We start from the raw sequence: 25031 nt of genomic DNA on the forward strand, positions 1-25031 counted from the left end.
CCCTGCGCTACGTGCGGCCGTGCTTCCTGTAGACGTCCGGCCGGTTCCCCACGGTGAGCACGGTCACCAGGACCCTCCGGTCGTCCACCTCGCCGATGACGCGGTAGTCGCCGGCGACGCGGATCCGGTACGCGTCGTGCCCGGAGAGCTGCTTGCACCCGTGTGGACGAGGGTCGGACTCGAGAGCGCCGGCGGCGTCGAGGACCGCAACCTGCACCTTCAGCGGGAGCTTCTTGATCTCACGCGCCGCCCCGGTGGTGAACTCGACCGTGTAACTGCCGGTCATCGGCCGGCGAGCAGGTCAGCACGCAGGTCCGCGAGTGAAATACGCTCGCCGTCGTCGGCCTTCTTCGCGGCGAGGTAGGCGCGCACGTCTGCGTCCATGTCGATCTGCTCGAGGAGGTCGAGGTCGTCAGCGGAGACCAGGGCGGCTACCGGCTTGCCGTTCTTGGTGACGGTGACGCGCTCGTGGGTGTACGCGACGCGCGCGACGGTGTCGGAGAGGTTGTCGCGCAGTTCGCGCATCGGGATGCCCATGGTCACCATGGTACGCATGAGACATTGTGTACACAATGACGTGGACGTAGGCACCGAGGTTGTTCTGCCTGACCCGGGGGCGGGACCCGCCCCGCAGCGTCAGACGGTCAGGACGATCTTGCCGAACGGGTCGCCCTGCTCGAGGTGCCGGTGCGCCTCGGCCGCCTGCTCGAGCGTGAACGTCCGGTCCACGGTCGGCACGATCGCGCCGGTGCGCAGGCCAGCGCCGAGGAACGCCGCCATCCGCCGGACCACGACCGGGTCGAGGGTGTGCTCGAAGCTCATGTAGCGGTGGATGGTCAGGGGCGCCTGCATCGGCATGGACGCGGGGCGAGGGTCGAGCCAGCCGACGGTGACGAGCGTGCCCCGCGGACCCGCCGCCGTCGCGAGGTCGGCGAGGCCCGGGCCGCTCACCCGGTGGATCGACGGGTTCGTGGACTTCCTCGTGACCAAGCACGGCCTCGCCGCCGTCCTCCAGTCCGACGACGCCTGCTTCGACCCGCTGCACACCTCCTTCCTCGAGCGCCTCGTGCCGGTGTGCGAGCAGCTCGTCGACGCCGCCACCGCGAGCGGCGAGATCACGACGCCGATCGAGCCGATCGAGCTCATGCGCGGCGTCGGGAACCTGTGCGCGGGCGCGACCAGCAACCACGGCTTCGACGCCCGGCGGCTCGTGGGGCTACTGGTGGCGGGGCTGCGCGGCTGACCGGACGCCGTCGAGCAGGGGCCGACCGGCGGGCGCGCCTCACGGCTGACGGCGCGTGACCTCCCACGCGGCCGCGTCGGCGAGGTCTCCGGACTCGACCCGGACGTAGACCAGCCGGTCGTGCAGACGGTTGCGCCGGCCTGCCCAGAGCTCGACCTCCGTGCAGTCGATACGCCACCCGCCCCAGTGGCCGGGAAGGGGCACGTCGGCGGCGGAGCCCGTGTCCGGGTAGAGGGCGGCGTACCGGTCGTAGGCGGCCTCGAGCGCGGCACGGTCGGCGACCGGGCTCGACTGGTGCGACGCCCACGCGCTGATCCGCGACCCCCAGGGCCGGCCGGCGAAGTACTCGGCGACCTCGTCGCGCCCGAGCTCCACGGCCCGTCCGCGGAACCGCACCGCCCGGTACATCGCCGGCCAGGTCAGGGCCGCGGCGACCCCGCCCGTCGCGGCGATCTCGGCTCCCTTCGCCGAGCGCAGGTCGCTCACGAAGCCGGGGCCGCGCGCGTCGAGGAACCGCATCAGGACGGTGCGCACGTCGGGCGCACCGGCCGCGTCGACCGTCGCGACGGACAGGGCCGTCGGCTCGGGCACGTCCCCGCGCTCCGCCTGACGACGGCGAGCCGCGTCGACCCAGCGACGGACCTGCTCGAGCGGGGTGGGGGCGAGCGCAGCCTCGGCGAGGCCGTCGCCGGCGTAGTCCGTGTGGACGATCACGCTCGCAGCGTAGGTCACCGGGTCGTCACGCGAGTACCTCGAGCGTCCGCTCGCCACGCTTCCGTCTGACGCCCTGAGCGAGATCGACGCGCAGGGGCGTCGACTGGTCCTGTCGCTGTCGCTCAGGCGCGGGCCGGGTCGGTCGCCTTCCCGTCGAGCCAGAGGGTGTCGGACGCGTCTGCGTGCGACCCGGACGTCCCGACGTGCTTGGAGCTGATCGTCGGACCGTTCTTCACGACGTGGACGATCGCCATGCCGTGCCCGCGGCCGAGGTCGTACTCGTCCTTGAGCCACTCGAGGATGACGCCCGCCTTCACGGACGGGTCGGCGTAGCCCCGGGCGGTCGCCTCGTCGACGATCTCGCGCGGCGTCTTGCCGGTCTTGGTCTCGACGGCGTCGAGGTAGGCCTGGAACGACATGGTGGTCCTCCTGCTCGGGTGGGGGCTACGCGATGGGCGTCGCCGCTTCACCCTCTCTGACCTGCGTCGTCGCCTCAACTCATCGCGGACCCGCGCCGAGTCAGCGGATCTGTCGCGAGTCAGCGGCGATCCGGCACTGACTCGCGGGTTTCACGCTGACTCGCCGGCCGGCGCGCCGCCGACGACGGTCTGCCGCACCAGCGGAACCCCCGGCCGGTAGGCGAGGTGCACCGCCGACGGCGCGTCGAGCACCGCGTAGTCGGCTCGCGCCCCGACGCGCAGGTGCCCGACGTCGTCGCGTCGCAGCGACGCCGCTCCCCCGGCCGTCGCGCACCACAGCGCCTCGCGGGGCGTCATCCTCAGCTCGCGCACGCCGAGCGCGATGCAGAACGGCATCGACGAGGTGTAGCTGCTGCCCGGGTTGCAGTCGGTCGCGAGGGCCACGGTGACGCCGGCGTCGAGGAGGCGCCGCGCGTCGGGGTAGGGCGCGCGGCTCGAGAACTCGACCCCCGGGAGCAGCCCGGCGACGGTGCCGCTCGACGCGAGCGCGTCGACATCGGCGTCGGTGAGGTAGGTGCAGTGGTCCGCGGCCGCGGCCCCGACCTCGCACGCGACCTGGACACCCGGCCCGTACCCGAGCTGGTTCGCGTGCACGCGCGCCGCGAGCCCCGCGGCGATCCCGGCCCGCAGGACGGCGCGCGCGGCGTCCGCGTCGAAAGCCCCTCTTCGCAGAACACGTCGATCCAGCGGGCGTGCGGCACACAGGCGTCGAGCATCGGGCCGGTGACGAGCGCGACGTACTCGGCCACCTCGGTCCCCGAGGGCACGACGTGCGCCCCGAGGTACGTGGTCTCGTCGGTGTGATGGCGGGCGATGCGGAGCGCGCGCTCCTCGTCGGGCACGGTCAGCCCGTAGCCGCTCTTGATCTCGACGGTCGTCGTGCCCTGACGGCACATCTCCGCGAGGTGGCGCCGGACGCCCGCGTCGAGGTCGTCGTCGGACGCGGCCCGGGTCGCGGCAACCGTGGTGCGGATCCCGCCCGCCCGGTACGGCTCGCCGGCCATGCGCGCCTCGAACTCCGCGGCGCGATCACCCGCGAACACGAGGTGCGTGTGCGAGTCGACGAAGCCGGGTATCACCGCGCCGCCGCCGACGTCGTCGCGCTCGTCCACGGCGGGGGCGTCCGCGGCGTTGCCCCACCAGGCGACCCGCCCACCCTCGACGACGAACGCCGCGTCCGCGAGCACGGGCCGCTCAGCGTCCCACGTGGTGAGCTCGCCGATCCCGGTCACCAGGCGGGCGCTCACACGCGCTCCCAGATCGCGTCGATCGCCGCGGCGAGGTCGGCGGCGCCCCGGCCCGGGTCGAGTTCGGCGGGCGGGACGACGTCGGCGGCGGTCGCGGCCCACAGCGGCTCGGTCGCGCCGGCGAGCCGCACCGAGCCCGGCGCGAGCGCGAACGCGTCGGCACCCGCGGCGAGCGCCGGGTCGAAGCCCAGCGACGCGTAGCCGTCCGTCGTGGCCACCCGCCACAGCTCGGCCGCCGACCACGACCCGCGCCGCCCGCTCACGAGCCGCTCGTGCATCTCCACGGCGCGCGCCTCCACGAACGGGTCGATGACCGTGTTGCTGTCCGACCCCAGCGTGACCCGCACCCCGGCCCCGCGCAGCGCGACGCTCGGGCCGATCCCGTCCGCGAGCTCGGCCTCCGTCGTCGGGCACAGGCAGACCGTGGAGCCGGACGCGCCCAGGGTCGCGACGTCGTCGGGCGTGAGGTGGGTCGCGTGGACCGCGGTGGTGCGCGGCGACCAGACGCCCGCGTCGGCGAGAAGGGCGACGGGCGTGCGGCCCGTGGCCGCGAGGCACGCCTCGTTCTCCGCCGGTTGTTCGGACACGTGCACGTGCAGGGGCGCGTCGGGCAGGGCCGCCGCGACGGTCGCGAGGTCGTCCTCCGGCACCGCGCGCACCGAGTGGATCGCCGCCCCGACGACGACGGCACCCGCCTCCGCGTATCGCGAGGCCAAGTCCTGGGCGCGCTCGGCCCAGGCGTCGACGGTCCCGTCGGAGAAGCGGCGCTGCACGGGGCTCGTCGGCTCATCGTCGAAGCCCGCGCGCAGGTAGCAGGTGTCGAGCAGGCAGAGCCGCATCCCGACGTCGCGGGCGGCGTCGACGAGCGCGTCCGCCATCGCGTGCCGGTCGGCATAGGGAGCACCGCCCGGAGCGTGGTGCACGTAGTGGAACTCGCCGACCGCGCCGATCCCGGCGAGCCGCATCTCGGCGTAGGTCGCGCGGGCGAGCGCGTGCAGGAGGTCCGGGTCGAGCACGCCCGCGACCGCGTACATGCGGTCCCGCCAGGCCCAGAACGTGTCGCCGCCGACCTCCCGTCCGCGCAGCGCGCGGTGGAACACGTGGCTGTGGCAGTTCGCGAACGCGGCGTGCTTCACGGCGTCTCCCCCACCGGCCCCCGCCCACCGGCGAGCTCCCTGACGACGGCCGCGAGCGCGTCGACGCCGGCGTCGCAGTCGGCGTCGTCGGCGTGCTCGGACGGGGCGTGCGAGACGCCCGTCGGGTTGCGGACGAACAGCATCGCGGTGGGGAGGCTTGCGGCGAGGATCCCCGCGTCGTGGCCGGCGCCCGTCGGGAGCACGGGCGCGTCGAGCAGCGCGGCGAGCCGGTCGCGCAGCGGGACGTCGAACGTCACCGCGCCCGTGACGGACTCGGCGGACGCGTCGACGGTCGTGCCGTCGGCGGCGGCCGCGGACCGGGCTTCCGCGACGATCCCGTCGACGAGCCGCTCGAGATCGCCCTCGTCGGCCGCGCGGGCGTCGAGCCAAGCGGTGACGCGCGACGGGATCGCGTTCGTCCCGTTGGGCGCGACGGCGAGGCGGCCGAAGGTGGCACGCGCGTCGCCCGCGAGGCGACGGGCTGCGAGCGCCGTCGCCGCGTACGTGAGCATGGGATCCTTGCGGTCACCCATGGGGGTCGCCCCGGCGTGGTTGGCCTCGCCGCAGAAGTCGAGGCGCCAGCGGCCGTGCGGCCAGATCGCGGTCGCCACGCCGACGGCCGCGTCGTCGTGGACGAGCCCGCGCCCCTGCTCGACGTGCAGCTCGACGAACTGCCCGACGCCGGCGAGCCAAGCGGCGGGTCCGGCGGCGCGGGGGTCGCGGCCCTGGGCGCGCATCGCCTCGGCGAGGGTCGTGCCGTCGTCGTCGCGGAGGGCGAGCGCACGCTCGGGCGTGGTGGCGCCCGACGCGAGACGCGACCCGAGGCACGCGACGCCGAAGCGTGCGCCCTCCTCGTCGGTGAAGTTCCCGATCACGATCGGACGGGTCGGCTCGAACCCGCCCGCCCGCAGCCGGTCGACCGCCGCGAAGGACGAGGCGACGCCGAGCGGGCCGTCGTACGCGCCGCCGTCGGGCACGGAGTCGAGGTGCGAGCCGATGAGCAGGGCATCCTCGCCGGGGTTCCCGGCCCACGTGCCCCAGACGGCGAGGCGGTTCCCGTTGCCGTCCTCGACGACCTCGAGCCCGCGCGCGGCGGCCTGGCCGTCGAACCAGTCGCGGAGCGTGAGGTCCTCGGTGGTCCACGCGAAGCGTCGGTACCCGCCGGAGCGGGCGCGGCCGACGTCGGCGATGTCGTCGAGCAGCGCCGTCACCCCGGGCGTCACGGAGCCCACCCGCTCAGCCCTCCGTCATGGGGACGCGGAGCCCGCGCTCGCGCGCGACCTCGGCCGCGCGCTCGTACCCGGCGTCGACGTGGCGCATGACGCCGGTGCCCGGGTCGTTGACGAGCACGCGCGCGATCTTCTCCGCGGCCAGGTCGGTGCCGTCGGCCACGATCACCTGGCCCGCGTGGATGGACCGCCCGATCCCGACACCGCCGCCGTGGTGGATCGACACCCACGTCGCGCCCGACGCGGTGTTGAGCAGCGCGTTGAGCAGCGGCCAGTCGGCGATCGCGTCGGAGCCGTCGGCCATGGCCTCGGTCTCGCGGTACGGGGAGGCGACCGAGCCGGAGTCGAGGTGGTCGCGCCCGATGACGACGGGCGCGGACAGCTCGCCCGACGCGACCATCTCGTTGAACCGCAGCCCCGCGAGGTGGCGTTCCTGGTAGCCGAGCCAGCAGATCCGGGCGGGCAGGCCCTCGAAGTGCACCTTCTCGCCGGCCTGGGTGATCCACCGGCGCAGGTGCTCGTCGTCGGGGAAGAGGTCGAGGATCGCGCGGTCGGTCGCGGCGATGTCCGCGGGGTCGCCCGAGAGCGCGGCCCACCGGAACGGGCCCTTGCCCTCGCAGAACAGCGGCCGGATGTACGCGGGGACGAAGCCGGGGAACGCGAACGCCCGGTCGTAGCCGCCGAGCCGCGCCTCCTCACGGATCGAGTTGCCATAGTCGAAGACCTCGGCGCCGGCGTCCATGAAGCCGACCATGGCCTCGACGTGCGTGGCCATCGACGCGCGGGCGCGCTCGGTGAAGCCCTCGGGGTCGCGCGCGGCCTCGTCCTTCCACTCCTCGACCGTGGTGCCGACGGGCAGGTAGGCGAGGGGGTCGTGGGCGCTGGTCTGGTCGGTGACGACGTCGACGGGCAGCCGGTCCGCGAGCGCCCGGGGAAGACCTCGGCCGCGTTCCCGACGAGCCCGACGGACAGGGCGCGCCCCTCGGTCTTGGCCCGGAGGACCTGGGCGACGGCGTCGTCGTAGGAGTCGGTCGCGCCGTCGAGGTAGCCGTGCTCGACGCGGCGGCGCAGGCGGGCCTCGTCGACGTCGACGACGAGCACGACGCCACCGTTCATCGTGACGGCGAGGGGCTGCGCGCCACCCATGCCGCCGCAGCCGGCCGTGAGGGTGAGGGTCCCGGCGAGGGTGCCGCCGAACCGCTTGCGCGCGACGGCGCCGAACGTCTCGTACGTGCCCTGGAGGATGCCCTGGGTGCCGATGTAGATCCACGACCCGGCGGTCATCTGCCCGTACATGGTGAGGCCCGCGGCCTCCAGACGGCGGAACTCCGGCCAGGTCGCCCAGTCGCCGACGAGGTTCGAGTTGGCGATGAGGACGCGCGGCGCCCAGGCGTGCGTCCGGAAGACGCCGACGGGCTTGCCGGACTGGACGAGGAGGGTCTCGTCGTCGTCGAGGGTGCGCAGGGTCCGGACGATCGCGTCGAACGCCTCCCAGCTCCGCGCGGCGCGGCCGGTGCCGCCGTAGACGACGAGGTCCTCGGGGCGCTCGGCGACCTCGGGGTCGAGGTTGTTCATGAGCATGCGCAGGGGCGCCTCGGTCTGCCAGGACTTGGCCGAGAGGGTGGTGCCGCGGGGGGCGCGGACGGGCGGGTGCGTCATGAGGTGTGCTCCGATCCGGTCGGGGTTCCGGTGCGAGGGATACCCGCGGCGGCGAACGCCGCAGCGACGAGCTCGCCCGAACGCACGAGGCCGGTCGCGGCGTCGATCTCGGGGGCGAGGAAGCGGTCCGGGCCCGGACCGGGGGCGACCTCACGGAGGCGGGCGATCGCGGCGCCGGTCGCGCGCCCGGGCCGCAGCGGCGCGCGCAGGTCGATCCCGCGCGCGGCGGTGAGGATCTCGATCGCGAGCACGCGGGCGAGCCCGTCGACGGCGCGGCGCAGCTTGCGCGCCGCCGACCAGCCCATCGACACGTGGTCCTCCTGGAGCGCGCTCGACGGGATCGAGTCGACGCTCGCGGGGACGGCGAGGCGCTTGAGCTCGGAGACGATCGCGGCCTGCGTGTACTGGGCGATCATGAGGCCCGAGTCGACGCCGGGGTCGTCGGCGAGGAACGGCGGGAGCCCGCGGTTCCGGGCGACGTCGAGGAACCGGTCGGTGCGCCGCTCGCTCATGCTCGCGACGTCGGCGACGGGGATCGCGAGGAAGTCCAGCACGTACGCGAGCGGGGCGCCGTGGAAGTTGCCGTGCGACTCGACGCGGCCGTCGAGGAGGACGGACGGGTTGTCGATCGCGGCTTCCAGCTCGCGGCCGGCGATCAGGCGCGCGTGGGCGATGGTGTCGCGGAGGCCGCCCGCGACCTGGGGCGCGCAGCGCAGCGAGTAGGCGTCCTGCACGACGCCGTCGCCGTGCCGATGGCTCGCGACGATCGGCGACCCGGCGAGCAGCGCGCGCAGGTGCGCGGCCGAGACGGCCTGGCCCGCCTGGGGGCGGAGCGCCTGGAGGTCCGCGGCGAAGACCCGGTCGGTGCCGAGCTGCCCTTCGACGGACATCGCGGCGGCGAGGTCGGCCGCGTCGGCGAGCGCGTCGAGGTCGGCCAGCGCGAGGAGCAGCATGCCGAGCATCCCGTCGGTGCCGTTGATGAGGGCCAGGCCCTCCTTCTCGGCGAGCTCGACGGGAGCCAGCCCGTGGTCGGCGAGCGCCTCCGCCGTGGGCCGGACGACGCCGTCGTCGACGACGTCCCCCTCCCCCATGAGCGCGAGCGCGCAGTGCGCGAGGGGTGCGAGGTCGCCGGAGCAGCCGAGGCTGCCGTGCTCGTGGACGACCGGGACCAGGCCGCTGGACAGGAGCGCCGCGTAGGCGTCGGCGGCCTCGAGCCGGACGCCGGTGCGGCCGCTCGCGAGGGTCGAGAGCCGGAGCAGCATGAGCGCCCGCACGACCTCGTCCTCGACGCGCGGCCCCGTGCCCGCGGCGTGCGAGCGGATGAGGCTGCGCTGCAGCCGGGCGCGGTCGGCGGGGGCGATATGCCGGGTCGCGAGCGCGCCGAACCCGGTCGAGACCCCGTAGACGGGCTCGTCGCTCGCGGCCAGGCGGTCGACGACGGCGCGCGAGGCCGCGACCGCCTCCCGCGCGTCGGGGGCGAGGGCGACAGGCACGCCCTCACGGGCGACGACGACGACGTCGGCGGGGTCGAGGGGGCCGACGCCGACGAGCACGGTCCGGGTAGCAACGGTTTCCACAGCACCATGGAAGCGCGTGGGAGCGCGCCGATCCCAGGCACTCCGGGGCGATCGAGTCTCGGATCCGAGATAAACAGACCCTGAGGTGCAGACGGCTACGAACGTGCAAAGGCGACGAGGGCGTCGAGCGCTTGGCTGTCCTCCGGCCCGCGATCGAGCGCGCGAAGCGCTCTCAGGTACGCGCCTCGGTCCGGGGTCGCGCGTTGCAGATCACCGCCACCACCCCACGTGAACACGGGTCGTCCAGCCGCCCGGGCAAGGGCGTCGGTGTAGGCCCTCGCCGTGCGCCCGTTCCCGTTCGGGAAGGGGTGGATCGCGACCACCCGGTGATGAACCTGGCACAGCGCCTGGTCGACGGTGATCCACTCGACGCCGGGCGCGAGCCAGTACCGGGCGTCGTCGAGCAGGCTGCGGACCGCGACGGGCACCTGCCACGGATCGAGCCCGATGTTGCGCTCGGTCGTCCGGTACGTGCCGGCCCACGACCACACCGCGCCGAACAGCCGGCGGTGCAGCCCACGAAGGAAGACGTCGTCGAGGGCTCGTTCCAGCGAGGGCGGTCGACCTCGAAGAACACCCGTCAGCCCTCGAGCGACGTTCGCCTGCTCGACCACGTTGAGGTCCTCGCGGGTCGCGACCCAGTCGGCGATCAGACCCACGCGCTCCTCGTCGGCGAGCGGCGTCGCGCCGTCGGGCTCCGGGCCGACGCTCACGAGGGATCGCGCCACAAGCGGCTCGACCGGGTCAGCTCGGCCGCGAGCTGGTCGCGGAGATGGGCCCGTTCCGCCTGGCTCGTGCGCTGCGCCTCGAGTGCCATGGTCGTGTCGACCTGGCCAAGCTCCGTGTCGGCGCGCTCCTGCGCACGCACCTCGACGAACTCCTCGAGCGACGTCCGGGGCACGAAGGCGTAGACCACGTCGCATCCCATGGCGTCGGCCGCCCGAGTGAGCGTGTCGAGCCGGACGACGCCGTTGCGCTCGCTCGCCTCGAGCTTGCGCACTGCCACGGGGGTGACTCCGAGACGACGCGCCAGGTCGGTCGTCGACATGCCGAGGGCCGACCGGACGGCACGCACCCAGCCACCCGCCGGCCTTGCGGTCGCGGACGAGTGCTTGCGGAGCGGCTCGACCCGTCGGTCGATCGACCTGCGGATCATCTCAGCGTTCGACACGTCAAGGTTCCCTTCTCCTCCTCTGAAAGGATACCTTGAAGTATCGTATTCCTGGGTCGTTTCGATACCCAGAGGTTCCTCTGGACGGCGGGGCGCGCGCTCGACGGCCGCGCTGACCGCACACGCGAGACGATGGCCTCATGCCCCGCCCCGTGCCCGCCGCGACCGCGACGCTCCGCGTTCTGCGGTACCTGTCGACGCGCCCGTCGCCGGTCCCCGCGGCGGCGATCGCCGCGCACCTCGACCTGCCCCGCTCGACGACGTACCACCTGCTCACCGCGATGGCTGCTGAATCGTTCGTCGTGCACTACCCCGAGGACCGCACGTGGGGCGTCGGACTGGCGGCGTGGGAGGTCGGGCAGGGTTACAGCCGCCAGGAGGGGCTCGCGCGGCTGGCGCGGATCCCGCTCGCGCGGCTCGTCGACGAGGTCGGGCACTCCTCGCACCTCGCGGTGCTGCACGGGTCGGACGTCGTCTACATCCTCGAGGAGCGCGCGCCGGGGCGCCCGCCGCTCGTCACGGACGTCGGGGTGCGGCTGCCCGCGCACCTCACCGCGTCGGGCCGCGCGGTCCTCGCCGCGCTGCCCGCGTCCCAGGTGCGCGCGCTCTACCCCGACCGCGCCGCGTTCACCGACCGCACGGGCCTCGGTCCGACGACGCCGTCCCAGCTCCGCGCCGTCCTGGTCGAGACCCGGCGCCGCGGGTACGCCGTCGAGGACGGCGAGGTCACGCTCGGGTTCCGCAGCGTGGCCGTCGTCGTGGACTCGCCCGACGTGCGAGCCGCCGTCGCCGTGACGTGGGAGGGACGGCAGGACGTGGACACCGAGCGAATCGTCGAAGCGCTGCAGCGGACGGCGGAGAAGGTCGCCGACCGGCTCCGCTAGTCCGCCACCCGGGCACCCGTCGAGACGGCGCGGACGGGCGGGAGGCTGCTGTCGGCGCCGGTCCTCGGGGCGAGCTGGGTGACCGCGCGTGGCATCGGTCCGACCACCAGCACCGCCGTGGATCGCCCGACCATCACCGCAGCAAAAGACGCGACGGACGGGACGTCGTCGGGCAGGGGAACGGTGTGCGCCCCGGCCTCGAGCCGCGCGTCGAGCACGCGTAGAGACGCGCTCGTGGGCTCGGGCGGTGTCATGGACACGGCCCACCACGCCTCGACGACGACATGCGCAGCGGTGTCCAGCGCGAACGTGACGGCCCGGGCGTCGGGGTCGTAGACGACGGCGGGCGCGCCGGGCGACGTGGCCGCGCGGACCTGGGCGGCGATGAGGCCCGCGATCCCGGCGAGCCCCTGCACGACCGTCACCTTCGGGTTCCGGTCGGAGAATGCGTCGCGGAGCCGCTCCTTGGCGTCGGCAGGGACCATCCCTCCGAACACGAGGACGTCGACGGCGCGGGCGTCGTAGTCGTCGAGAACGCGGCCGAACTGGTTCGTGGCGTCGGCGTCGAAGCCGTCGGCACGCAGGGCTTCGACGGCGCCCTCGAGCACGCTCGGGCTGCGGCCGACGACGAGGACGCGCGCCCGCGCGACCGTGGATGAGGTGGTCATGGGTCCGACCCTTCGTGGGATGTGTTGGCACGTCCAACATTGTTTCCTCACCGTAGCGAGTGTTGGTCGCACCTACAAGGGCTAGGCTCGACCGGTGACCGCCCACCACGACCCCGCCGACACTCCGGCACGGCTCGAAGCCCGCGCGACCTGGCGGGTCAGCCGGATGCACGCGCGCGTGACGCGTCTGCTCGGCGCCGCGTTCGACGCCGACGGCGACGGCCTGCGCAGCTACCACTACCGGCTGCTCGCCGCCCTGAACGAGTGGGGCGCCATGAGCCAGGCCGACCTCGGACGACGGACCGGGATCGACCGCAGCGACGTGACCGGCGCGCTCGGCGACCTCGAGCCGCGCGGGCTCGTCACCCGCCACACGGACCCCGCGCACGCGCGCCGCAAGATCGTCGCGATCACACCCGGCGGCGTCGGGCGGCTCCGCGAGCTCGACGCCGTGATCGACGGCGTGCAGGAGCGGTTCCTCGCCCCGCTCACCCCGGCCCAGCGACGCACGTTCCTCGACCTCGCCTCGCGCCTGGCCGACGTCCCGCCCGACGACGGCAGCTGACCGCCCGCCTGACCACGGCTCGCCTGCCCTTGCGCGCCGCGCCCGCGCACCGGAGGGTCGAGAGGCGCCCTTGACGCTCGACGACCTCGCCCGCGCCACCCTCGCCCGCCAGCTCTTGCTCGCGCGCGAACCGGTCACGGTCCCCGAGGCCGTCCGCCGGGTCGGCGCGCTCCAGGCCCAGGAGCCCGCGTCCCCGTACGTCGCGCTGTGGAACCGGGTCGACGGCTTCAAGCCCGCCGACCTCGACGCGGCGTTCGCGGACGGCACAGTCGTGCGGGCGACGCTCATGCGGATCACGCTCCACGCCGTCGATGCCGACGACTGGGCCCCGTTCCACCGCGCCGTCACCGACCCGCTCCGGCGCTCCCGCCTGGGCGACCGCCGCTTCCTCCCCGCCGGCCTGACGATCCCCGAGGCGAACGACCTCCGCGACGTCCTGCTCGCGTTCGCCGACGAGCCCCGCACCCAGGACGAGATCGTCGTGTTCCTCACCGACCGTCTCGGCGACGAGACCCGCGCCAAGGCGGCCTGGTGGGCGCTGCGCACGTTCGCGCCGCTCCGCTACGTGCCGACCGGCCCGCCGTGGTCCTACGACCCCCGACGCCGCACCCTCCAGGCCCTCGCCCCCACCGCGGCGGACGCCATGCCGCCCGGCGACCCCGCCGTCGTGCACCTGCTGCGCCGCTACCTGGAGGCGTTCGGGCCGGCGTCGGAGGCCGACTTCGGGCAGTTCGCGATGCTCCGCCGCCCGTTCACCGGGCCGGCGGTCGCGGCGTTGCGCGACGAGCTCGTCGAGCTCGAAGGCCCCGACGGCGCACGGCTCTTCGACCTGCCCGACGCACCCCGCCCGCCGGCAACCACGCCCGCGCCGCCTCGCCTGCTGGGCATGTGGGACGAGGTCCTGCTCGCACACCGTGACCGGACCCGCTTCCTGCCGCCGGCGTACGCGCCGCACGTCCTGCGCCGCAACGGCGACGTGCTCCCCACGCTCCTCGTGGACGACCACGTCGCCTGGGTCTGGCGCACGACCGACGGCGGCATCGAGGCCACCGCGTTCCACGACCTGCCCGACGACGTCTGGGCGGGGCTCGACGACGAGTCGCGTGGCCTCCGCGCGCTGCTCGCGGACCGGCAGCCGCGCCTCTACGCGCGCTACGACCACTGGTGGTCGACGCTTCCGGCGGCCCAGGTGCGCCTGCTCGGCGCTTGACGACGCCGGAGCGTCAGGACCAGATCGCCCGCAGGGGCGCGAGTCCCTCCTCGACGTAGTCGGCGATCGGACGCTCACCGCCGTCGTCGAACCACGACTCGAGCGCGGCGAAGTAGCCGAACGCGACCGCGTGCGCGGCGACCCGGCCTGCGGCGCTGTGAGCCCCCGGCCCCGGTCAGCAGGGGCGCGACGCGCTGCGCGGCGCGATCGAGCGCGGCGCACACCGCCGTCCGGACCGACGGCTCCGTGAAGAAGTACCGCACCCGACGCCGAGGAACGCCGCCCGTGGCGCCCTCGCCCGGCGTCCCTTCGTAGCGCTGCACGACGCGCACCATGCTGCCGACCGGGTCGGCAGGGTCGAGCACCCCGGCGAGGGCGTCGTCGTCCATCGCGTCGAACTCGTCCGCGACGAGGAGCCCTTCTTTGGTGCCGAAGTACCGGTAGACCGACGACGGGGACACGTCCGCCGCCGCGGCCACCTGCTCGATGGTGACGGCGGCGAAGCCGCGCTCGTCGAAGAGGTCCAGCGCGCGCTCCTGGATGGTCTGCATCGCGCTGCGACGCCACTGCTCACGGAGACCGGCCATAGGCCGATCGTATCGGACAGTATTTATCTGAGTGACAGCGACTTTCCAGAGGCTTAGCATGGAGTCACTTCCGGTAGACAGTCACTTTCAGAAGGGATCGACATGAGCACCTCATCGATCTCCGTCGACCGTCCCGTCACCCGCGACGGTCGCCTCACGGTCACCCTCTGGCCGGGGCTCGCCCTCACGGTCGTCGCTACCGTCGTGCCGTTCGTCGACGCTGGCACCACGCACGTGCTCGCCGACCACGTTCGCGCCGGGTACCCGGCGTACTCCGCGCACGAGATCGACGCCGCGGTCACGGCCTACCTGGCGATCCTCGCGACCGCCGGCGTGCTCGGCACCGCCGGGTGGCTCGTCACGATCCGCGGGGCACGCCGAGAGAGGCGCTGGGTGCCGTGGCTCGCGACCGCGCTCCTCGTCCTGGGGGCCGGGCTCGCGCTCACCGGGCTGACCGTCACCGACACGTCCGGCGACGTGGGCCTCGCTCCCGCCGTCGCCTGGTTCCAGGTGCTCCCGTGCCTCGCAGGGCTGGGCGCCGTCGTCCTGCTCTGGCGCCGCCGTTGACCGGGACGAACGGCCGGACCCGGAGCAGAATCGGCGGATGGCTCACGACAGGACCGCGATCGTCGTCGGGGCGGGGATCGGCGGGCTGACGGCCGCGGTGGCGCTGCGACGTCGGAGGTGGGACGCGACGGTCCTCGAGCGGGCGACGTCCCTCGAGCCCGTCGGCGCGGGCATCGCGCTCGCGCCGAACGCGGTGCGCGCGCTCGAGAGCATCGGCCTCGGCGACCCCGTCCTTGACCTCGCGGCCCTCCAGGGGCCGGTCGGGCTGCGGCGCCCCGACGGCCGCTGGCTCGTCCGCGGCGACGCGTCGATGGTCGGGCCCGAGCCGACCGTGCTGCTCCACCGCTCGCAGCTCGTCGACCTGCTCCGCGGCGCGCTCGACGACGGCGCCGTCCGGCTCGGCGTGACCGTCACCCGGGTGGACCCCGGAGGCCCGTCGGAGCGTGCGACCGTCCGGGTGCGGGCACGCGACGACAGCGAGGAGGCCGGCCTCGCCGCGGACGTCGTCGTGGCCGCCGACGGCATCGACTCCCCCGTTCGCACCGCCCTGTTCCCCGGCCAGCCCGGACCCGTCTACGCAGGCGCGACCGCGTGGCGGTTCGTCACCCCGGAACCCGTGGCGGTCGAGCCTGCCGAGACCTGGGGGCGCGGGTCCGTCGTCGGGCTGACGCCCCTCGCCGACGGTCGCGTCTACTGCTACCTCACCGCGACGCTCCCTGAGGGCACGCGCTTCCGCGACGAGGTCGGCGAGCTGCAGCGGCGGTTCGGGCACTGGCATCCGCCGCTGCGCGCGCTCCTCGGCGACCTCGACCCCGCGACCCTCCTGCACCACGACCTGCGCTGGCTCAAGGAGCCGCTCCCCCGCTACGACGTCGGGCGGGTCGCCCTCCTCGGGGACGCCGCGCACGCCATGACACCCCACCTCGGGCAGGGCGGGGCGCAGGCGATCGAGGACGCCGTCGTGCTCGCCGCGAACCTCCGGGCGGCGCCCGGTTCCGCCGCCGTGATCGGCCCCGCGCTCGCCGCGTACACGGCGGCACGCAAGGGCCGGACGCAGGGGGTGGCACGGATGTCCGCGCAGGTCGGGGCCGCGACGACGTGGCGCTCGCCCCTGCTCGTCGGCGCGCGCGACCTGGGCATGCGCGCCGTCGGGAGGTGGGTGCTGCCCCGGGCGGCGCGGCGGCTCGACTGGATCCTCGACTGGCAGCCGCCGGTCGCGTGAGCTCAGGCGGTGGGCGCGACCTCGTCGGGGACGGGTTCGACCGCGGGCGGCTCCGGGTCGCGCGCCGCCGGGTCGCCGGACAGCCAGCGAAGCCAGCCCGCCCCGGGGTCGGGCTCGAGGACGAGCGCCCGCACGAGCAGGGTGAGCGGGATCGCGAGGATCGCCCCGAGCGGCCCGATCACGAACGTCCAGAACACCACCGACGCGAAGCTCAGCGTCAGGCTCAGGTTCACCGTGTCGGCGACGAACTTCGGCTGGACCAGCACCTGCAGCACGACGTTCACCACGCAGTAGACCGCCACCACCGCGAGCGCCAGCGGCCACCCGCCGACGACGAGCGCCAGCACCGCGGGCGGGATCAGCCCGAGGACGAACCCGATGTTCGGGATGAAGTTGGTGACGAACGCGAGGATCGCCCACACGGCCGGGGCGGGGACGCCCAGCAGCCAGAGCGCGAACCCGTCGACGGCGGCAACGATCGCCCCGAACGTCGCGTTGACGACGAAGTAGCGCCGCACACCGTCGTTGAAGGCCACGGTCCGATCGATCACGGCGCCGCGCGTCGCCCCGAACAGGCCGCGCGCGTAGCTGTACCGGGCGGCGTCGGCGGCCATGAAGATCACGTAGGCCAGGACGAAGAAGAACGCCCCCGCCACGGAGACCGCGGTGCCGCTGATCGTGGTGCCGATGGAGATCAGCTTCGAGGGTCGAGCCAGCGGGCGGCGTCGTCGGCGGTGGTGGACGCGAGGCCGAGGTCGGTGAGCCGGTCCGTCAGGTCGGTCGCGGCCTGCCGGAGATCGTCGACGTGCTCCGCGACGAGGTTCCCGAACTGGACGCCCGCGAACACGAGCATCGCGAGCAGGATCGCAAGGATCAGGTAGGCCGCGACGATCACGGCGGTGTTGGCGAGCCACGACGGCCACCCGCGCGCCACGAGCGGCGCGCGCAGCGGGAGCACGATGATGACGATCACCGCGCCCAGCGCGATGGGTCCGAAGACGCCCCGGGCCGCGTGCAGCCCGGCGAGCGCGACGACGGCAGCGGCAAGCGTCAGGAGGATGCGGGTCGACGGCGCGAGGCCACGGTGGGTGTGCTCCATCGAACGTGTGCTCCTGACCGTCGGGGTGCCGTTGAGCGGCCATCCTCCCGCCCCGCACGCCCTCGCGCGCGGCGGACCCGCCGTCGGTCGGTGCCGAATCGTGACCGGCTCGGCCTGGGCGCGGGCTCTGCGGGGCGGCACGATGGATCCGTGGCCTCCCGACGTCGCGGCACCGCCGTCCGTACGACGCTCACGCTCGCGCTCGGTGCGTTGCTGCTCGCCGGGTGCGACACCGCGTCAGGGGTCGCCGACCCGGTGGCGACGCCCGTCCCGGATGCGGTCGTCCAGGACGGCGTGACCTGCCCGCTCCCCGAGAACGGCACGGGCACCCCGACACCGACGCTTCCGGAAGCGGGGCGGGTTCCCGACGGATTCACCGCGGTCGCCGCCGTCGAGTGCCCGGTGAACGCGACGGTGACGGACGCGGACGGCCTGTGGTCCGTGGTCGAGGAGGTCCGCTACTCGGGCGACCTCACGCGGCTGCTCGCGGCACTGTCCGAGCCGGATGACGCCCTCCCGCCCAACGTGGCGTGCGCCGCCTACGCCGAGCTCGTTCCGCCGCTGTGGCTCGTGGACGCACGAGGGCGTGCGATCCTCGCGCACTGGCCGCTCGACGAGTGTTCTCACACCAAGGCGGGCGTGGCCGGGGCGCTCCACGACCTCACCGTGGCATCCCGCAAGACGACGAAGGTCAGGCTGATCACGCCCCGCGCCGCCCTCGATGCGGCTTGCGAGACCGGCTGGAAGCTCGAGCCGCCGTCGTCGCACGCGACCACCGCGCCGCCCGACGCGCCCAGCACCGCCGTCGACGCCGTCCGCGTCTGCCGCTACGACGTCGACCCTGCCCAGGAGATCGACATCGCGGACGGCACCCCCATCGCGGTGGGCACCTTCTCGTCGGGCGGCGAGCTCGTGGGGGACGACGTCGCGCGCGCCCTGGCGCTCCCCGGCGAGGGCCCGCTCGCGCCGTCGTGCACGACGGAACCCACCCGGTTCGCCGTGCTCCTCCCGGTGCTGGGCGAGGACACCGGCAACCCGGTGTGGGTCGAGCTCGACGGGTGCCGCCGTACCTGGACGGAGGAGTCGACGCCGCGGACCGCGCCCCCGAGCTGCTCGCGCTCGTGGCCGGCTGATCCCTGCCCGGCTACGCCTCCTCGACGAGCCGCTTGAGGGCGTCGAGGCGCCGGTCCCACGCGGCTCCGACGGCCTCGAGAGCGCGCGCGGTCTCGGTGAGCCGCGCGCCGAGCGCCCGGTACCGCACCTCGCGGCCCACCCGCACGGGCTCGACGAGGCCCGCGTCCGCGAGGACGGCGAGGTGCTTGGCGATCGCCTGCCGCGTCACCGGAAGCCGCTCGGCCAGCGCCGACGCCGACAGGTCGGCCTCGCCGAGATGCTGGAGGATCGTCCACCGGGTGTCGTCACCCAGCGCGTTGAACACGGGGACGACCCCCGCCGCGGTGGAGCCGGTGGTCATGACGCGGGGCTCCCCGCGTCGACCGCCGCCGCCTCCACGAACGCCACGAGCTCGTCGAGCTCGCTGGTCCAGCCCTCGCGGTTGCCGCGCATGGCACCTGCCGGGTCGGCGAGGCGTTCGAACCCGGTCTCGACGACGGTCAGGACGGTGGCGTCGCCGTCGGCGACGAGCGTGAACCGGACCTGGGTCGCGTTGTCGGGTGCGAGGGGAAAGCCGGGCGAGCCCCAGGTGTAGGCGAAGACGTCGGGCTCGTCGAGCTCGTCGACGCGGACGGGCACGTCGCCGTAGCCGTCGAACGTGAACGTGCCCTCGGTCCCCGGGCGCGCGTCCGGCAGGCTTGCGCGCTGCGGGAACCACTGCGCGATGAGGTCCTCCTGGGTCAGGGCGGCCCACACCCGCTCGCGCGGCGCGGCGATGCGGATGGTGCGGGTCACCCGGAACGTCTCGTCGTCGACGACGGCGGGCTCGTTGGTCGTGGTCATGGCGCTCCCTCTCGCTCGGTCGTCGGGGCGGTCGTCCCGGCGCGACGTGCGCAACCCGATAGTTGCACACGCCGACGCCACGACGCAACCTTTCGGTTGCGACTCACTGTCGCGTGAGCCGCAGCACCGGGATGACGCGCGTCGTCTTCGCCTCGTACGACCGGAAGCCCTCCGACCGTTCCTTGAACCGTTCCCATGCCTCGTCCCGCTCGGCCCCCTCGAGCCGGACGGCGTGCACGGCGACCGTGCCGTCGTCGGGCGTCTCGATCTCGACGTCCGGGTGGGCGAGCAGGTTGTGGAACCACGCGGGGTTGTCGGGGGCGCCGCCCTTCGAGGCCGCGACGAACCACGAGTCGTCGGACTCGCGGATCGCCGCGACCGGGCTCACCCGTTCCGTCCCGGTCTTCGCGCCGCGGTGGTGCAGGAGCACGAGGCCCCGGCCGAAGTTGGTCACGGTCCCGCCGGTGGCGCGGAACTCGTCGATGATGCCCTTGTTCCAGTCGGTCATGCGCCCAGTCTGTACCCCGGACGCCCAGCCGACCTGGGCGTTCGCCCTCAGCCGACGACGTCGTCCGGGAGCTCGACGGGGAACGGCTGGTCGACGTCCGCCGACGCGCTCACGGCCGCCCACCGGCGGTCCGACGCGAGCAGGCGCTCGTCCTGCGCCACGGACATCGCGGACGCGACCGCGCCGAGCGGCAGGTGCTCCGGGACGTCGTCGCGCTTGGCGACACGGACGAGGATCGCGGCCGCGCGCTCGGGGTCGCCGGGGAACGTCGCGGGGTCGCGGACGGCCGCCCCGACGGTCGAGGCGTACGCCTCCGGCACGTCGTGGACGGTCATCGAGGACCCAGCCCAGTCGGTCCGGAACCCGCTCGGCTCGACGACGAGCACCTTGACACCGAACGGAGCGGTCTCGGCCCGGAGCACGCGGCTGAAGCCGTCGATCGCGAACTTCGCGGCCTGGTAGGACGCGATGCCCGGCGACCCGCCGACGCGCCCGCCCACGGACGAGAACTGGATGACGAGGCCGCCGCCCTGCGCGCGCAGGAGCGGGATCGCGGCCTTCGAGACGTGGTACACGCCCCAGAAGTTGGTCTCGAACTGCTCGCGGACGTCGGCGTCGTCCGCCGTCTCGATGGGGGCGACGTTCGCGTACCCGGCGTTGTTGACGATCACGTCGACGCGTCCGAAGGCCTCACGGGCCTCCGCGAGGGCCGCGCGGACGGCGTCCGGGTCGGTGACGTCGAGGGCGATCGGGCGGACCCGGTCGCCGTACTCGGCGACGAGGTCGGCGAGGGCCTCGGGTCGGCGCGCGGTCGCGGCGACCGTGTCGCCGGCCTCGAGGGCCGCGCGGACGAGGGCACGGCTGAAGCCGCGCGAGGAACCGGTGATGAACCATGTCTGCTGCATGACAGTTAGTACAACACCGTTCTCTTAATAGCGCAACAGGGTTGCGCTAGACTGGCGGCGTGACGTCCACCACCTTCCAGCGCGCCCGCAGCGCCGAGGCCAAGCAGGCCAGGGAGCAGGCGATCCTCGACGCCGCCCGGCGCCTCGCGACCGAGCGCGGCATCCGCGAGATCACGCTCACCGACATCGCCGAGGCGGTCGGGATGCACAAGTCCGCGCTGCTGCGGTACTTCGAGACGCGGGAGGAGATCTTCCTGCGCCTCACCGCCGACGGCTGGCGCGAATGGGGACCCGTGCTGCGCTCCGAGCTCGCGCACGACGACGTCCCGACGCCGTCGTCCGTGGCCGCCGCCTACGCGCGGACCCTGGCCGCCCGCGGGCCCTTCTGCGACCTGCTCGCTCAGGCGCCGCTCAACCTCGAGCGGAACGTCTCCGTCGAGGCCGTGCGCGCGTTCAAGCTCGTCACGCACGAGGAGCTCGACGGGATCGTCGCGGCCACACGCGCCGCGCTCCCGGACCTCCCCGAGAAGGCTGCCGTCGACGTCGTCGCGACCGCCGTCGCGCTCGCGGGCGCGTTCTGGCAGATCGCGACCCCTGGCGAGGATGTGCTCGCGCTCTACCGCAGCGACCCGCGGCTCGGGCACGCGCTCGTCGACGTCGAGCCGCGGCTCGCCGGCATCCTGGCGCGCCTCCTCCGGGGCTCGATGCCCGGGCACGACGACGGCCCGGCCGGGGGCTGAGCACCCACCCCGGCCGGGCCGTCCGTCAGGTGGCCGTCAGGCCGTGGCGACCGCGAAGACGTGGATGTCCCCGCCGTCGACCTTGTCGGGCAGCGTCACGCTCTGGAGCTGCTTGCCGGCCTCGAGAGCGATGGGCGCGGTCGCGAAGATGTCGGTCTTCACGGGGTCCTTGCCCAGGCCCGACTGGTCGCGGTATGCGGTCTGCAGCGCGATGACGTTCCCGAACTGCGGGGAACCGCCGCCGCCGCCGAGGGTCCAGTCGCTGAACCCGATGGTGGCCGTCTGCGTCGACCCGTCCGTGTACGTGAGGGTGACGTCGCCCGACGCCTGGCCCTCGCTCGCGCTCCCGAGGAACGCGAGCTTCGTCGCGCCCGCGGACGACGCGCTCAGGTCGAGCACCTGGTCCGCGCCTCCCGCCACGACGTTGTCGGGCGAGCCTGCCTCGACGTCGGGCCACGTGAAGTCGAAGCCGTTCGCCGAGACCGTCCCGCCGGGGTCGCGCCCGCGTCCGCGAGGGCCGCCGCGGAGTAGCTCCAGCCCTCGCCGTCGAAGTTCGCCTTCGGGTCGTCGTCCGAGGCCGAGATGCCCCGGTTGTTGACGTACCAGCTCAGCGTTCCCCTCGTACCGACGGTCACGGTCAGCGGTGCCGCCGTGATCCTGCGCCCGTCGGTCGTGGTGACGATGAGCGGGAGCGTGTAGACGCCGTCGGCGGCCTTCTTCGTGGCCTTGACGGTGACCGGGACGGTGACCTCACCGGACTTCGGCACGGTCACCGCGCTCGACGCCGGCGTGACCTTGAGCCCGTCAGGTGCCTCGACGCTCCAGCGCACCCGGACCTGCTTGCCGGTCATGGTCGACATCGTGAGCGACGTCTTCGCCGTGGACCCCGGCTCGACCTTCACAGACGGGTCGGACGATCGGACGAACGCCGGGATCTCACCGCTCCGGTCCGACGGCGGCGCGTCGGCCGCGGCCTTGCCCCACGACTTCTGGGCCTTGGCGACGAGCGTGTAGTCGAGCGTGCCGCCCTTCTTCACGAACGACGCGGGGACCCACGGCCGGTTCGACGGTGCGCCCGTGACCTGGACGTCCTTGATGTAGAGGTTCTTCGAGGACGCCGCCGGGGCGTTGACGTCGATCGTCCGGCCGTTGCCCGTGTGCACGACGGCGCGCGGGAACAGCGGCGAGGTCAGGACCAGGTCAGCACGCGTCGGGTCCTGCGGGTACATGCCCAGCGCGGACCAGACGTACCAGGACGACATGGTCCCGGCGTCGTCGTTGCCGGGGATGCCGCCCGAGTCGGGCGTCCAGAGCTGGTCGAGCTCCGCCCGGACCGTCTCCTGCGTCTTGTACGGCGCGCCCACGTAGTCGTACAGGTACGGCGCGTTGATGTCGGGCTCGTTGGTCGGGTCGTACTTCGTGTCGTCCTCAGCCGAGAAGTCGAACGAGCCGTCGTCGGCGCGGAAGAACGCGTCGAGGCGGTCGACGGTCGCCTGCTTGCCGCCGAGCGCCGACGCGAGGCCGGCGACGTCGGAGTAGACCATCCACGTGTACCGCGCGCTCGAGCCCTCGACGAAGCCGGACCCGGTCGACGGGCTGAAGCTCGCGCCGGTCCAGGTGCCGCCCGCGTTCCGGTTGCGCATGTAGCCGCCGTCGGAGGTCGCGTCCGGGTCGAACACGTTGGTCCACGCGGCCGACCGGTCGCGGAACTCGGAAGCGACGTCGTCCCGCCCGAGCGCGGAGGCGAGCTCCGAGATGCCGGCGTCGGCCGCGGAGTCCTCGAGGGTCTCGGCCGCGCCGCCCCAACAGTGGCAGTCGTCCGCGGGGACGTACCCGATCTTCAGGTACTGGTCGAGCGCCGGCCGCTGGCCGACGCACTCGACGTTGCAGCCCGCGCTGCTCGAGTCGTTCTCCGTGGGCACGGTCGCGGCGGTCACGAGCGACGCGAGCGCCCCTTGACGTCGAACCCGCGCGCCCCGAACGCGTACATGCCAGCGAGCGCCGCAGCCGACGGGTCGCCCGACATGACGCTCGTCTTGGCGTTCTCGAGGAGCCAGCGGTCCCACTCCCCGCCGCGCTGGTCGGCGTAGTTCTTGAGGGATTGGGCGTAGTCGCTCGCGACATCGGGGTCGAGGAGCGCGAGGAGCTGCACCTGACCGCGGTACTGGTCCCAGCCCGAGAAGGTGCCGTACTGCTCGTCCTGGTACTTGGTGACCCGATGGACCTTGCGGTCACCACCCAGGTAGCGCCCGTCGACGTCGCTCGTCAGCGTGGGCTCGAGCATCGAGTGGTAGAGGGCTGTGTAGAAGGTGGTGCGCTGGTCCTGCGTCCCGCCGCCGATCTGCACGGACTTGAGCGCCGTGTTCCATGCCTTCGTCGCCTGGTGGCGGGTCTTGTCGAAGGTCTGGTTCTTGGGGTTCTCGACCTTGAGGTTGAGCTCGGCGTTGGCCTTGCTGACGTACGAGACGGCGACCTTGACCTGGACCTGCCGGGTCCCGGCGGGGAACGTCACGTAGGCCCCTGAGCCCTTGCCCGCGACGGGGTTGCCGCTGGAGGAGTACCCGGTCCCGCCCGACGTCGACGTCGAGCCGGGGGTGAGAGTGTCGTCCTTCCAAGTGCCCTCGGACGCGAACTCGGTGTCGAAGTGCGCGGTGAAGTACAGGGTGTAGCCGTCGGTGCGGTTGTTGGCGCTCTGCGGTCCGCAGAAGTTTCCGGCGTCGACGGACCCCGAGACCGTCTGGGTCTTGGGGTCGACCTTCACGGTCGCGTCGGTGCTGCCGGACTCCGAGTTGGAGGTGCGGAACAGCATGCTCGCCGACTTGCCCGCCGGGAAGCCGAACAGCCCGGTTCCGGTGCGCTGCGTGGTCGTGAGCGAGGCGCTGGTGCCGCTGTCGAGCCGGACGGAGTAGTAGCCGGCCTCTGCCTTCTCGTTGGCGTGCGAGAACGTGCTCGCGTAGGTCTCGTCCTTGGTGTCGGAGGTGGGCGAGCTGGTCACGTCACCCACGTACGGCATGATCGGGATGTCGCCGTTGGCGCCCGAGCAGCCCACCCCGTTGAGGTGGGTCAGGCTGAAGCCGCGGATCTTGGTCGCGTCGTAGCGATAGCCGCCGGGGGCGGGGGTCGACACCTGGTTGCCGGTCGACGTCTGCGGGCTCCAGGCCAGCATGCCGAACGGCACGACGGCGCCGGGGTAGGTGTTGCCGGCGTTCGACGTCCCGATGATCGGGTCGACGTACGTGGCGGGGTTCTTGACGAGCGCCGGCAGCTTCTGCGCTGCCTGCGCGGGTCCTGCGGTGAAGGCTCCGGCGAGCAGCGCTGCCGCTGCTCCGGAGGCTGCCAGGACGCGCCATGCGCGACGTCCTGGCGCGGGGTGGTGCACCATCGTCGGTCTCCTGCCCTTGCGTGCGGTGGGATGTGTGACGCACTCGGGCCTGACATCGCTGGCTGACAGCGTTGTCTAAGCCTCTAGGTGTCTATCCCGCGCCGTCGCGTGGTGTCAAGGAGCCGGGCGCCTGTCGCCGACGACGACGGCACCGCCGCGGGAAGTCCGCGGCGGGGCCAGACGGGGTTCGGACGGCGCCACGCCGCGCCGCGCCGTCGGGCACTCGACCACGGCCGCCACGGCCGCCACGGCCGCCACGGCCGCCACGGCCGCCACGGCAAGC

At 73.7% G+C, this 25031-nt stretch carries 27 protein-coding genes and 3 pseudogenes; 8 read left to right on the forward strand and 22 right to left on the reverse strand.

Translation table 11 applies throughout. The annotated features are described in order from the left end of the window. Positions 1–7 precede the first annotated feature (7 nt). From QQK45_RS06650 to QQK45_RS06660, 3 genes are all read right to left on the reverse strand, one after another. The gene (locus tag QQK45_RS06650; RefSeq protein WP_284292585.1) at positions 8–286 is read right to left on the reverse strand and encodes a type II toxin-antitoxin system RelE family toxin; all 279 of its coding nucleotides are present in this window, start codon (positions 284–286) and stop codon (positions 8–10) included. Then, positions 283–537, reverse strand: a complete 255-nt coding sequence (locus QQK45_RS06655; RefSeq protein ID WP_284292586.1) for a type II toxin-antitoxin system Phd/YefM family antitoxin — start codon at positions 535–537, stop codon at positions 283–285. The genes QQK45_RS06650 and QQK45_RS06655 overlap by 4 nt, the downstream gene beginning before the upstream one ends. A gap of 99 nt (positions 538–636) precedes the next feature. Beyond that, the gene (locus QQK45_RS06660) at positions 637–951 is read right to left on the reverse strand and encodes a zinc-binding dehydrogenase (RefSeq protein ID WP_284292587.1); all 315 of its coding nucleotides are present in this window, start codon (positions 949–951) and stop codon (positions 637–639) included. Positions 952–970: 19 nt separating this feature from the next. Between QQK45_RS06660 and QQK45_RS06665 the strand changes: the two genes are divergently transcribed. Further along, positions 971–1243, forward strand: a complete 273-nt coding sequence (locus tag QQK45_RS06665) for a hypothetical protein (RefSeq protein WP_284292588.1) — start codon at positions 971–973, stop codon at positions 1241–1243. A 39-nt stretch (positions 1244–1282) separates the two neighbouring features. On the opposite strand, the gene pdxH is transcribed toward QQK45_RS06665, so the two are convergent. The 9 genes and pseudogenes from pdxH to QQK45_RS06710 all read right to left on the reverse strand — a co-directional run bounded on the left by pdxH (position 1283) and on the right by QQK45_RS06710 (position 10455). Continuing rightward, positions 1283–1957 carry a pyridoxamine 5'-phosphate oxidase gene (pdxH, locus tag QQK45_RS06670; protein WP_284292589.1) on the reverse strand — a complete coding sequence of 225 codons (675 nt, stop codon included), beginning with the start codon at positions 1955–1957 and terminating at the stop codon, positions 1283–1285. A gap of 122 nt (positions 1958–2079) precedes the next feature. Then, complete coding sequence (locus tag QQK45_RS06675; protein ID WP_284292590.1) at positions 2080–2376, reverse strand: DUF4287 domain-containing protein; 297 nt, start codon at positions 2374–2376, stop codon at positions 2080–2082. A gap of 150 nt (positions 2377–2526) precedes the next feature. Then, positions 2527–3683: pseudogene (hutI, locus tag QQK45_RS06680) on the reverse strand (imidazolonepropionase). Beyond that, a complete protein-coding gene (locus QQK45_RS06685; protein ID WP_284292591.1) occupies positions 3680–4819 on the reverse strand; it encodes a formimidoylglutamate deiminase in 1140 nt (379 codons plus the stop codon). The pseudogene hutI and the gene QQK45_RS06685 overlap by 4 nt, the downstream one beginning before the upstream one ends. Continuing rightward, the gene (locus tag QQK45_RS06690; protein WP_284292592.1) at positions 4816–6042 is read right to left on the reverse strand and encodes an allantoate amidohydrolase; all 1227 of its coding nucleotides are present in this window, start codon (positions 6040–6042) and stop codon (positions 4816–4818) included. Before QQK45_RS06690 ends, QQK45_RS06685 begins: the two co-directional genes overlap by 4 nt. A gap of 13 nt (positions 6043–6055) precedes the next feature. Then, positions 6056–7707, reverse strand: a pseudogene (hutU, locus tag QQK45_RS06695) (urocanate hydratase). Continuing rightward, positions 7704–9284, reverse strand: a complete 1581-nt coding sequence (gene hutH, locus QQK45_RS06700) for a histidine ammonia-lyase (RefSeq protein WP_284292593.1) — start codon at positions 9282–9284, stop codon at positions 7704–7706. The pseudogene hutU and the gene hutH overlap by 4 nt, the downstream one beginning before the upstream one ends. Before the next feature lie 95 nt (positions 9285–9379). Continuing rightward, positions 9380–9997: a mobile mystery protein B gene (locus QQK45_RS06705; RefSeq protein ID WP_284292595.1), complete on the reverse strand. Its 618-nt coding sequence runs from the start codon at positions 9995–9997 to the stop codon at positions 9380–9382. Continuing rightward, positions 9994–10455, reverse strand: a complete 462-nt coding sequence (locus tag QQK45_RS06710; RefSeq protein ID WP_284292596.1) for a mobile mystery protein A — start codon at positions 10453–10455, stop codon at positions 9994–9996. Before QQK45_RS06710 ends, QQK45_RS06705 begins: the two co-directional genes overlap by 4 nt. A gap of 140 nt (positions 10456–10595) precedes the next feature. On the opposite strand from QQK45_RS06710, the gene QQK45_RS06715 reads away from it, so the two are divergent. Next, a complete protein-coding gene (locus QQK45_RS06715; protein WP_284292597.1) occupies positions 10596–11339 on the forward strand; it encodes an IclR family transcriptional regulator in 744 nt (247 codons plus the stop codon). On the opposite strand, the gene QQK45_RS06720 is transcribed toward QQK45_RS06715, so the two are convergent. After that, entirely contained in the window at positions 11336–12007 is a 672-nt protein-coding gene (locus tag QQK45_RS06720) for a hypothetical protein (protein ID WP_284292598.1), read from the reverse strand. The two genes, QQK45_RS06715 and QQK45_RS06720, sit on opposite strands and share 4 nt — an antisense overlap. Before the next feature lie 94 nt (positions 12008–12101). Between QQK45_RS06720 and QQK45_RS06725 the strand changes: the two genes are divergently transcribed. Further along, on the forward strand, positions 12102–12572 hold the full coding sequence (locus QQK45_RS06725; protein ID WP_284292599.1) for a MarR family winged helix-turn-helix transcriptional regulator: 471 nt from the start codon (positions 12102–12104) through the stop codon (positions 12570–12572). A gap of 70 nt (positions 12573–12642) precedes the next feature. Next, a complete protein-coding gene (locus QQK45_RS06730; protein WP_284292600.1) occupies positions 12643–13782 on the forward strand; it encodes a winged helix DNA-binding domain-containing protein in 1140 nt (379 codons plus the stop codon). 74 nt (positions 13783–13856) lie between these two features. Here the strand turns inward: QQK45_RS06730 and QQK45_RS06735 are convergent, their stop codons facing one another. Next, entirely contained in the window at positions 13857–14369 is a 513-nt protein-coding gene (locus tag QQK45_RS06735) for a TetR/AcrR family transcriptional regulator (RefSeq protein WP_284292601.1), read from the reverse strand. A 102-nt stretch (positions 14370–14471) separates the two neighbouring features. Here QQK45_RS06735 and QQK45_RS06740 point away from each other — a divergent pair, with 102 nt between their 5' ends. Beyond that, positions 14472–14936: a hypothetical protein gene (locus QQK45_RS06740; protein WP_284292602.1), complete on the forward strand. Its 465-nt coding sequence runs from the start codon at positions 14472–14474 to the stop codon at positions 14934–14936. Positions 14937–14973: 37 nt separating this feature from the next. Then, entirely contained in the window at positions 14974–16158 is a 1185-nt protein-coding gene (locus tag QQK45_RS06745; RefSeq protein WP_284292603.1) for an FAD-dependent monooxygenase, read from the forward strand. Positions 16159–16160: 2 nt separating this feature from the next. Here the strand turns inward: QQK45_RS06745 and QQK45_RS06750 are convergent, their stop codons facing one another. Together QQK45_RS06750 and QQK45_RS06755 are read right to left on the reverse strand one after the other, a co-directional pair. After that, entirely contained in the window at positions 16161–16814 is a 654-nt protein-coding gene (locus tag QQK45_RS06750) for an AI-2E family transporter (protein WP_284292604.1), read from the reverse strand. 38 nt (positions 16815–16852) lie between these two features. Beyond that, complete coding sequence (locus QQK45_RS06755; protein ID WP_284292605.1) at positions 16853–17257, reverse strand: hypothetical protein; 405 nt, start codon at positions 17255–17257, stop codon at positions 16853–16855. A 150-nt stretch (positions 17258–17407) separates the two neighbouring features. On the opposite strand from QQK45_RS06755, the gene QQK45_RS06760 reads away from it, so the two are divergent. After that, the gene (locus tag QQK45_RS06760) at positions 17408–18427 is read left to right on the forward strand and encodes a hypothetical protein (RefSeq protein WP_284292606.1); all 1020 of its coding nucleotides are present in this window, start codon (positions 17408–17410) and stop codon (positions 18425–18427) included. Here QQK45_RS06760 and QQK45_RS06765 read toward each other — a convergent pair. From QQK45_RS06765 to QQK45_RS06780, 4 genes are all read right to left on the reverse strand, one after another. Further along, positions 18402–18731, reverse strand: coding sequence for an ArsR/SmtB family transcription factor (locus QQK45_RS06765; RefSeq protein ID WP_284292607.1), 330 nt, complete (start codon positions 18729–18731; stop codon positions 18402–18404). The two genes, QQK45_RS06760 and QQK45_RS06765, sit on opposite strands and share 26 nt — an antisense overlap. Continuing rightward, positions 18728–19213 carry an SRPBCC family protein gene (locus QQK45_RS06770; RefSeq protein ID WP_284292608.1) on the reverse strand — a complete coding sequence of 162 codons (486 nt, stop codon included), beginning with the start codon at positions 19211–19213 and terminating at the stop codon, positions 18728–18730. The genes QQK45_RS06765 and QQK45_RS06770 overlap by 4 nt, the downstream gene beginning before the upstream one ends. A 103-nt stretch (positions 19214–19316) precedes the next feature. Further along, positions 19317–19721, reverse strand: coding sequence for a nitroreductase/quinone reductase family protein (locus QQK45_RS06775; RefSeq protein WP_284292609.1), 405 nt, complete (start codon positions 19719–19721; stop codon positions 19317–19319). A gap of 47 nt (positions 19722–19768) precedes the next feature. After that, entirely contained in the window at positions 19769–20626 is an 858-nt protein-coding gene (locus tag QQK45_RS06780; RefSeq protein WP_284292610.1) for an SDR family NAD(P)-dependent oxidoreductase, read from the reverse strand. A 59-nt stretch (positions 20627–20685) separates the two neighbouring features. Between QQK45_RS06780 and QQK45_RS06785 the strand changes: the two genes are divergently transcribed. Then, positions 20686–21366 (forward strand): TetR/AcrR family transcriptional regulator, encoded by a 681-nt coding sequence (locus tag QQK45_RS06785; RefSeq protein WP_284292611.1) that lies wholly within the window; start codon positions 20686–20688, stop codon positions 21364–21366. 36 nt (positions 21367–21402) lie between these two features. Here the strand turns inward: QQK45_RS06785 and QQK45_RS06790 are convergent, their stop codons facing one another. Both QQK45_RS06790 and QQK45_RS23030 read right to left on the reverse strand, forming a co-directional pair. Beyond that, positions 21403–21765: a hypothetical protein gene (locus QQK45_RS06790; RefSeq protein WP_284292612.1), complete on the reverse strand. Its 363-nt coding sequence runs from the start codon at positions 21763–21765 to the stop codon at positions 21403–21405. After that, positions 21753–24748: pseudogene (locus QQK45_RS23030) on the reverse strand (GH92 family glycosyl hydrolase). The gene QQK45_RS06790 and the pseudogene QQK45_RS23030 overlap by 13 nt, the downstream one beginning before the upstream one ends. Positions 24749–25031: the final 283 nt, after the last annotated feature.

This window comes from Luteimicrobium album, from assembly GCF_030161555.1.
Lineage (GTDB): Bacteria > Actinomycetota > Actinomycetes > Actinomycetales > Cellulomonadaceae > Luteimicrobium > Luteimicrobium album.

Bases quoted from the DNA above. Each gene is read 5' to 3' on its own strand.
- QQK45_RS06650 (WP_284292585.1), bottom strand. From the start codon at position 286: ATGACCGGCAGTTACACGGTCGAGTTCACCACCGGGGCGGCGCGTGAG.
- QQK45_RS06655 (WP_284292586.1), bottom strand. From the start codon at position 537: ATGGGCATCCCGATGCGCGAACTGCGCGACAACCTCTCCGACACCGTC.
- QQK45_RS06675 (WP_284292590.1), bottom strand. From the start codon at position 2,376: ATGTCGTTCCAGGCCTACCTCGACGCCGTCGAGACCAAGACCGGCAAG.
- QQK45_RS06715 (WP_284292597.1), top strand. From the start codon at position 10,596: ATGCCCCGCCCCGTGCCCGCCGCGACCGCGACGCTCCGCGTTCTGCGG.
- QQK45_RS06720 (WP_284292598.1), bottom strand. From the start codon at position 12,007: ATGACCACCTCATCCACGGTCGCGCGGGCGCGCGTCCTCGTCGTCGGC.
- QQK45_RS06735 (WP_284292601.1), bottom strand. From the start codon at position 14,369: ATGGCCGGTCTCCGTGAGCAGTGGCGTCGCAGCGCGATGCAGACCATC.
- QQK45_RS06740 (WP_284292602.1), top strand. From the start codon at position 14,472: ATGAGCACCTCATCGATCTCCGTCGACCGTCCCGTCACCCGCGACGGT.
- QQK45_RS06745 (WP_284292603.1), top strand. From the start codon at position 14,974: ATGGCTCACGACAGGACCGCGATCGTCGTCGGGGCGGGGATCGGCGGG.
- QQK45_RS06755 (WP_284292605.1), bottom strand. From the start codon at position 17,257: ATGGAGCACACCCACCGTGGCCTCGCGCCGTCGACCCGCATCCTCCTG.
- QQK45_RS06765 (WP_284292607.1), bottom strand. From the start codon at position 18,731: ATGACCACCGGCTCCACCGCGGCGGGGGTCGTCCCCGTGTTCAACGCG.
- QQK45_RS06770 (WP_284292608.1), bottom strand. From the start codon at position 19,213: ATGACCACGACCAACGAGCCCGCCGTCGTCGACGACGAGACGTTCCGG.
- QQK45_RS06775 (WP_284292609.1), bottom strand. From the start codon at position 19,721: ATGACCGACTGGAACAAGGGCATCATCGACGAGTTCCGCGCCACCGGC.
- QQK45_RS06780 (WP_284292610.1), bottom strand. From the start codon at position 20,626: ATGCAGCAGACATGGTTCATCACCGGTTCCTCGCGCGGCTTCAGCCGT.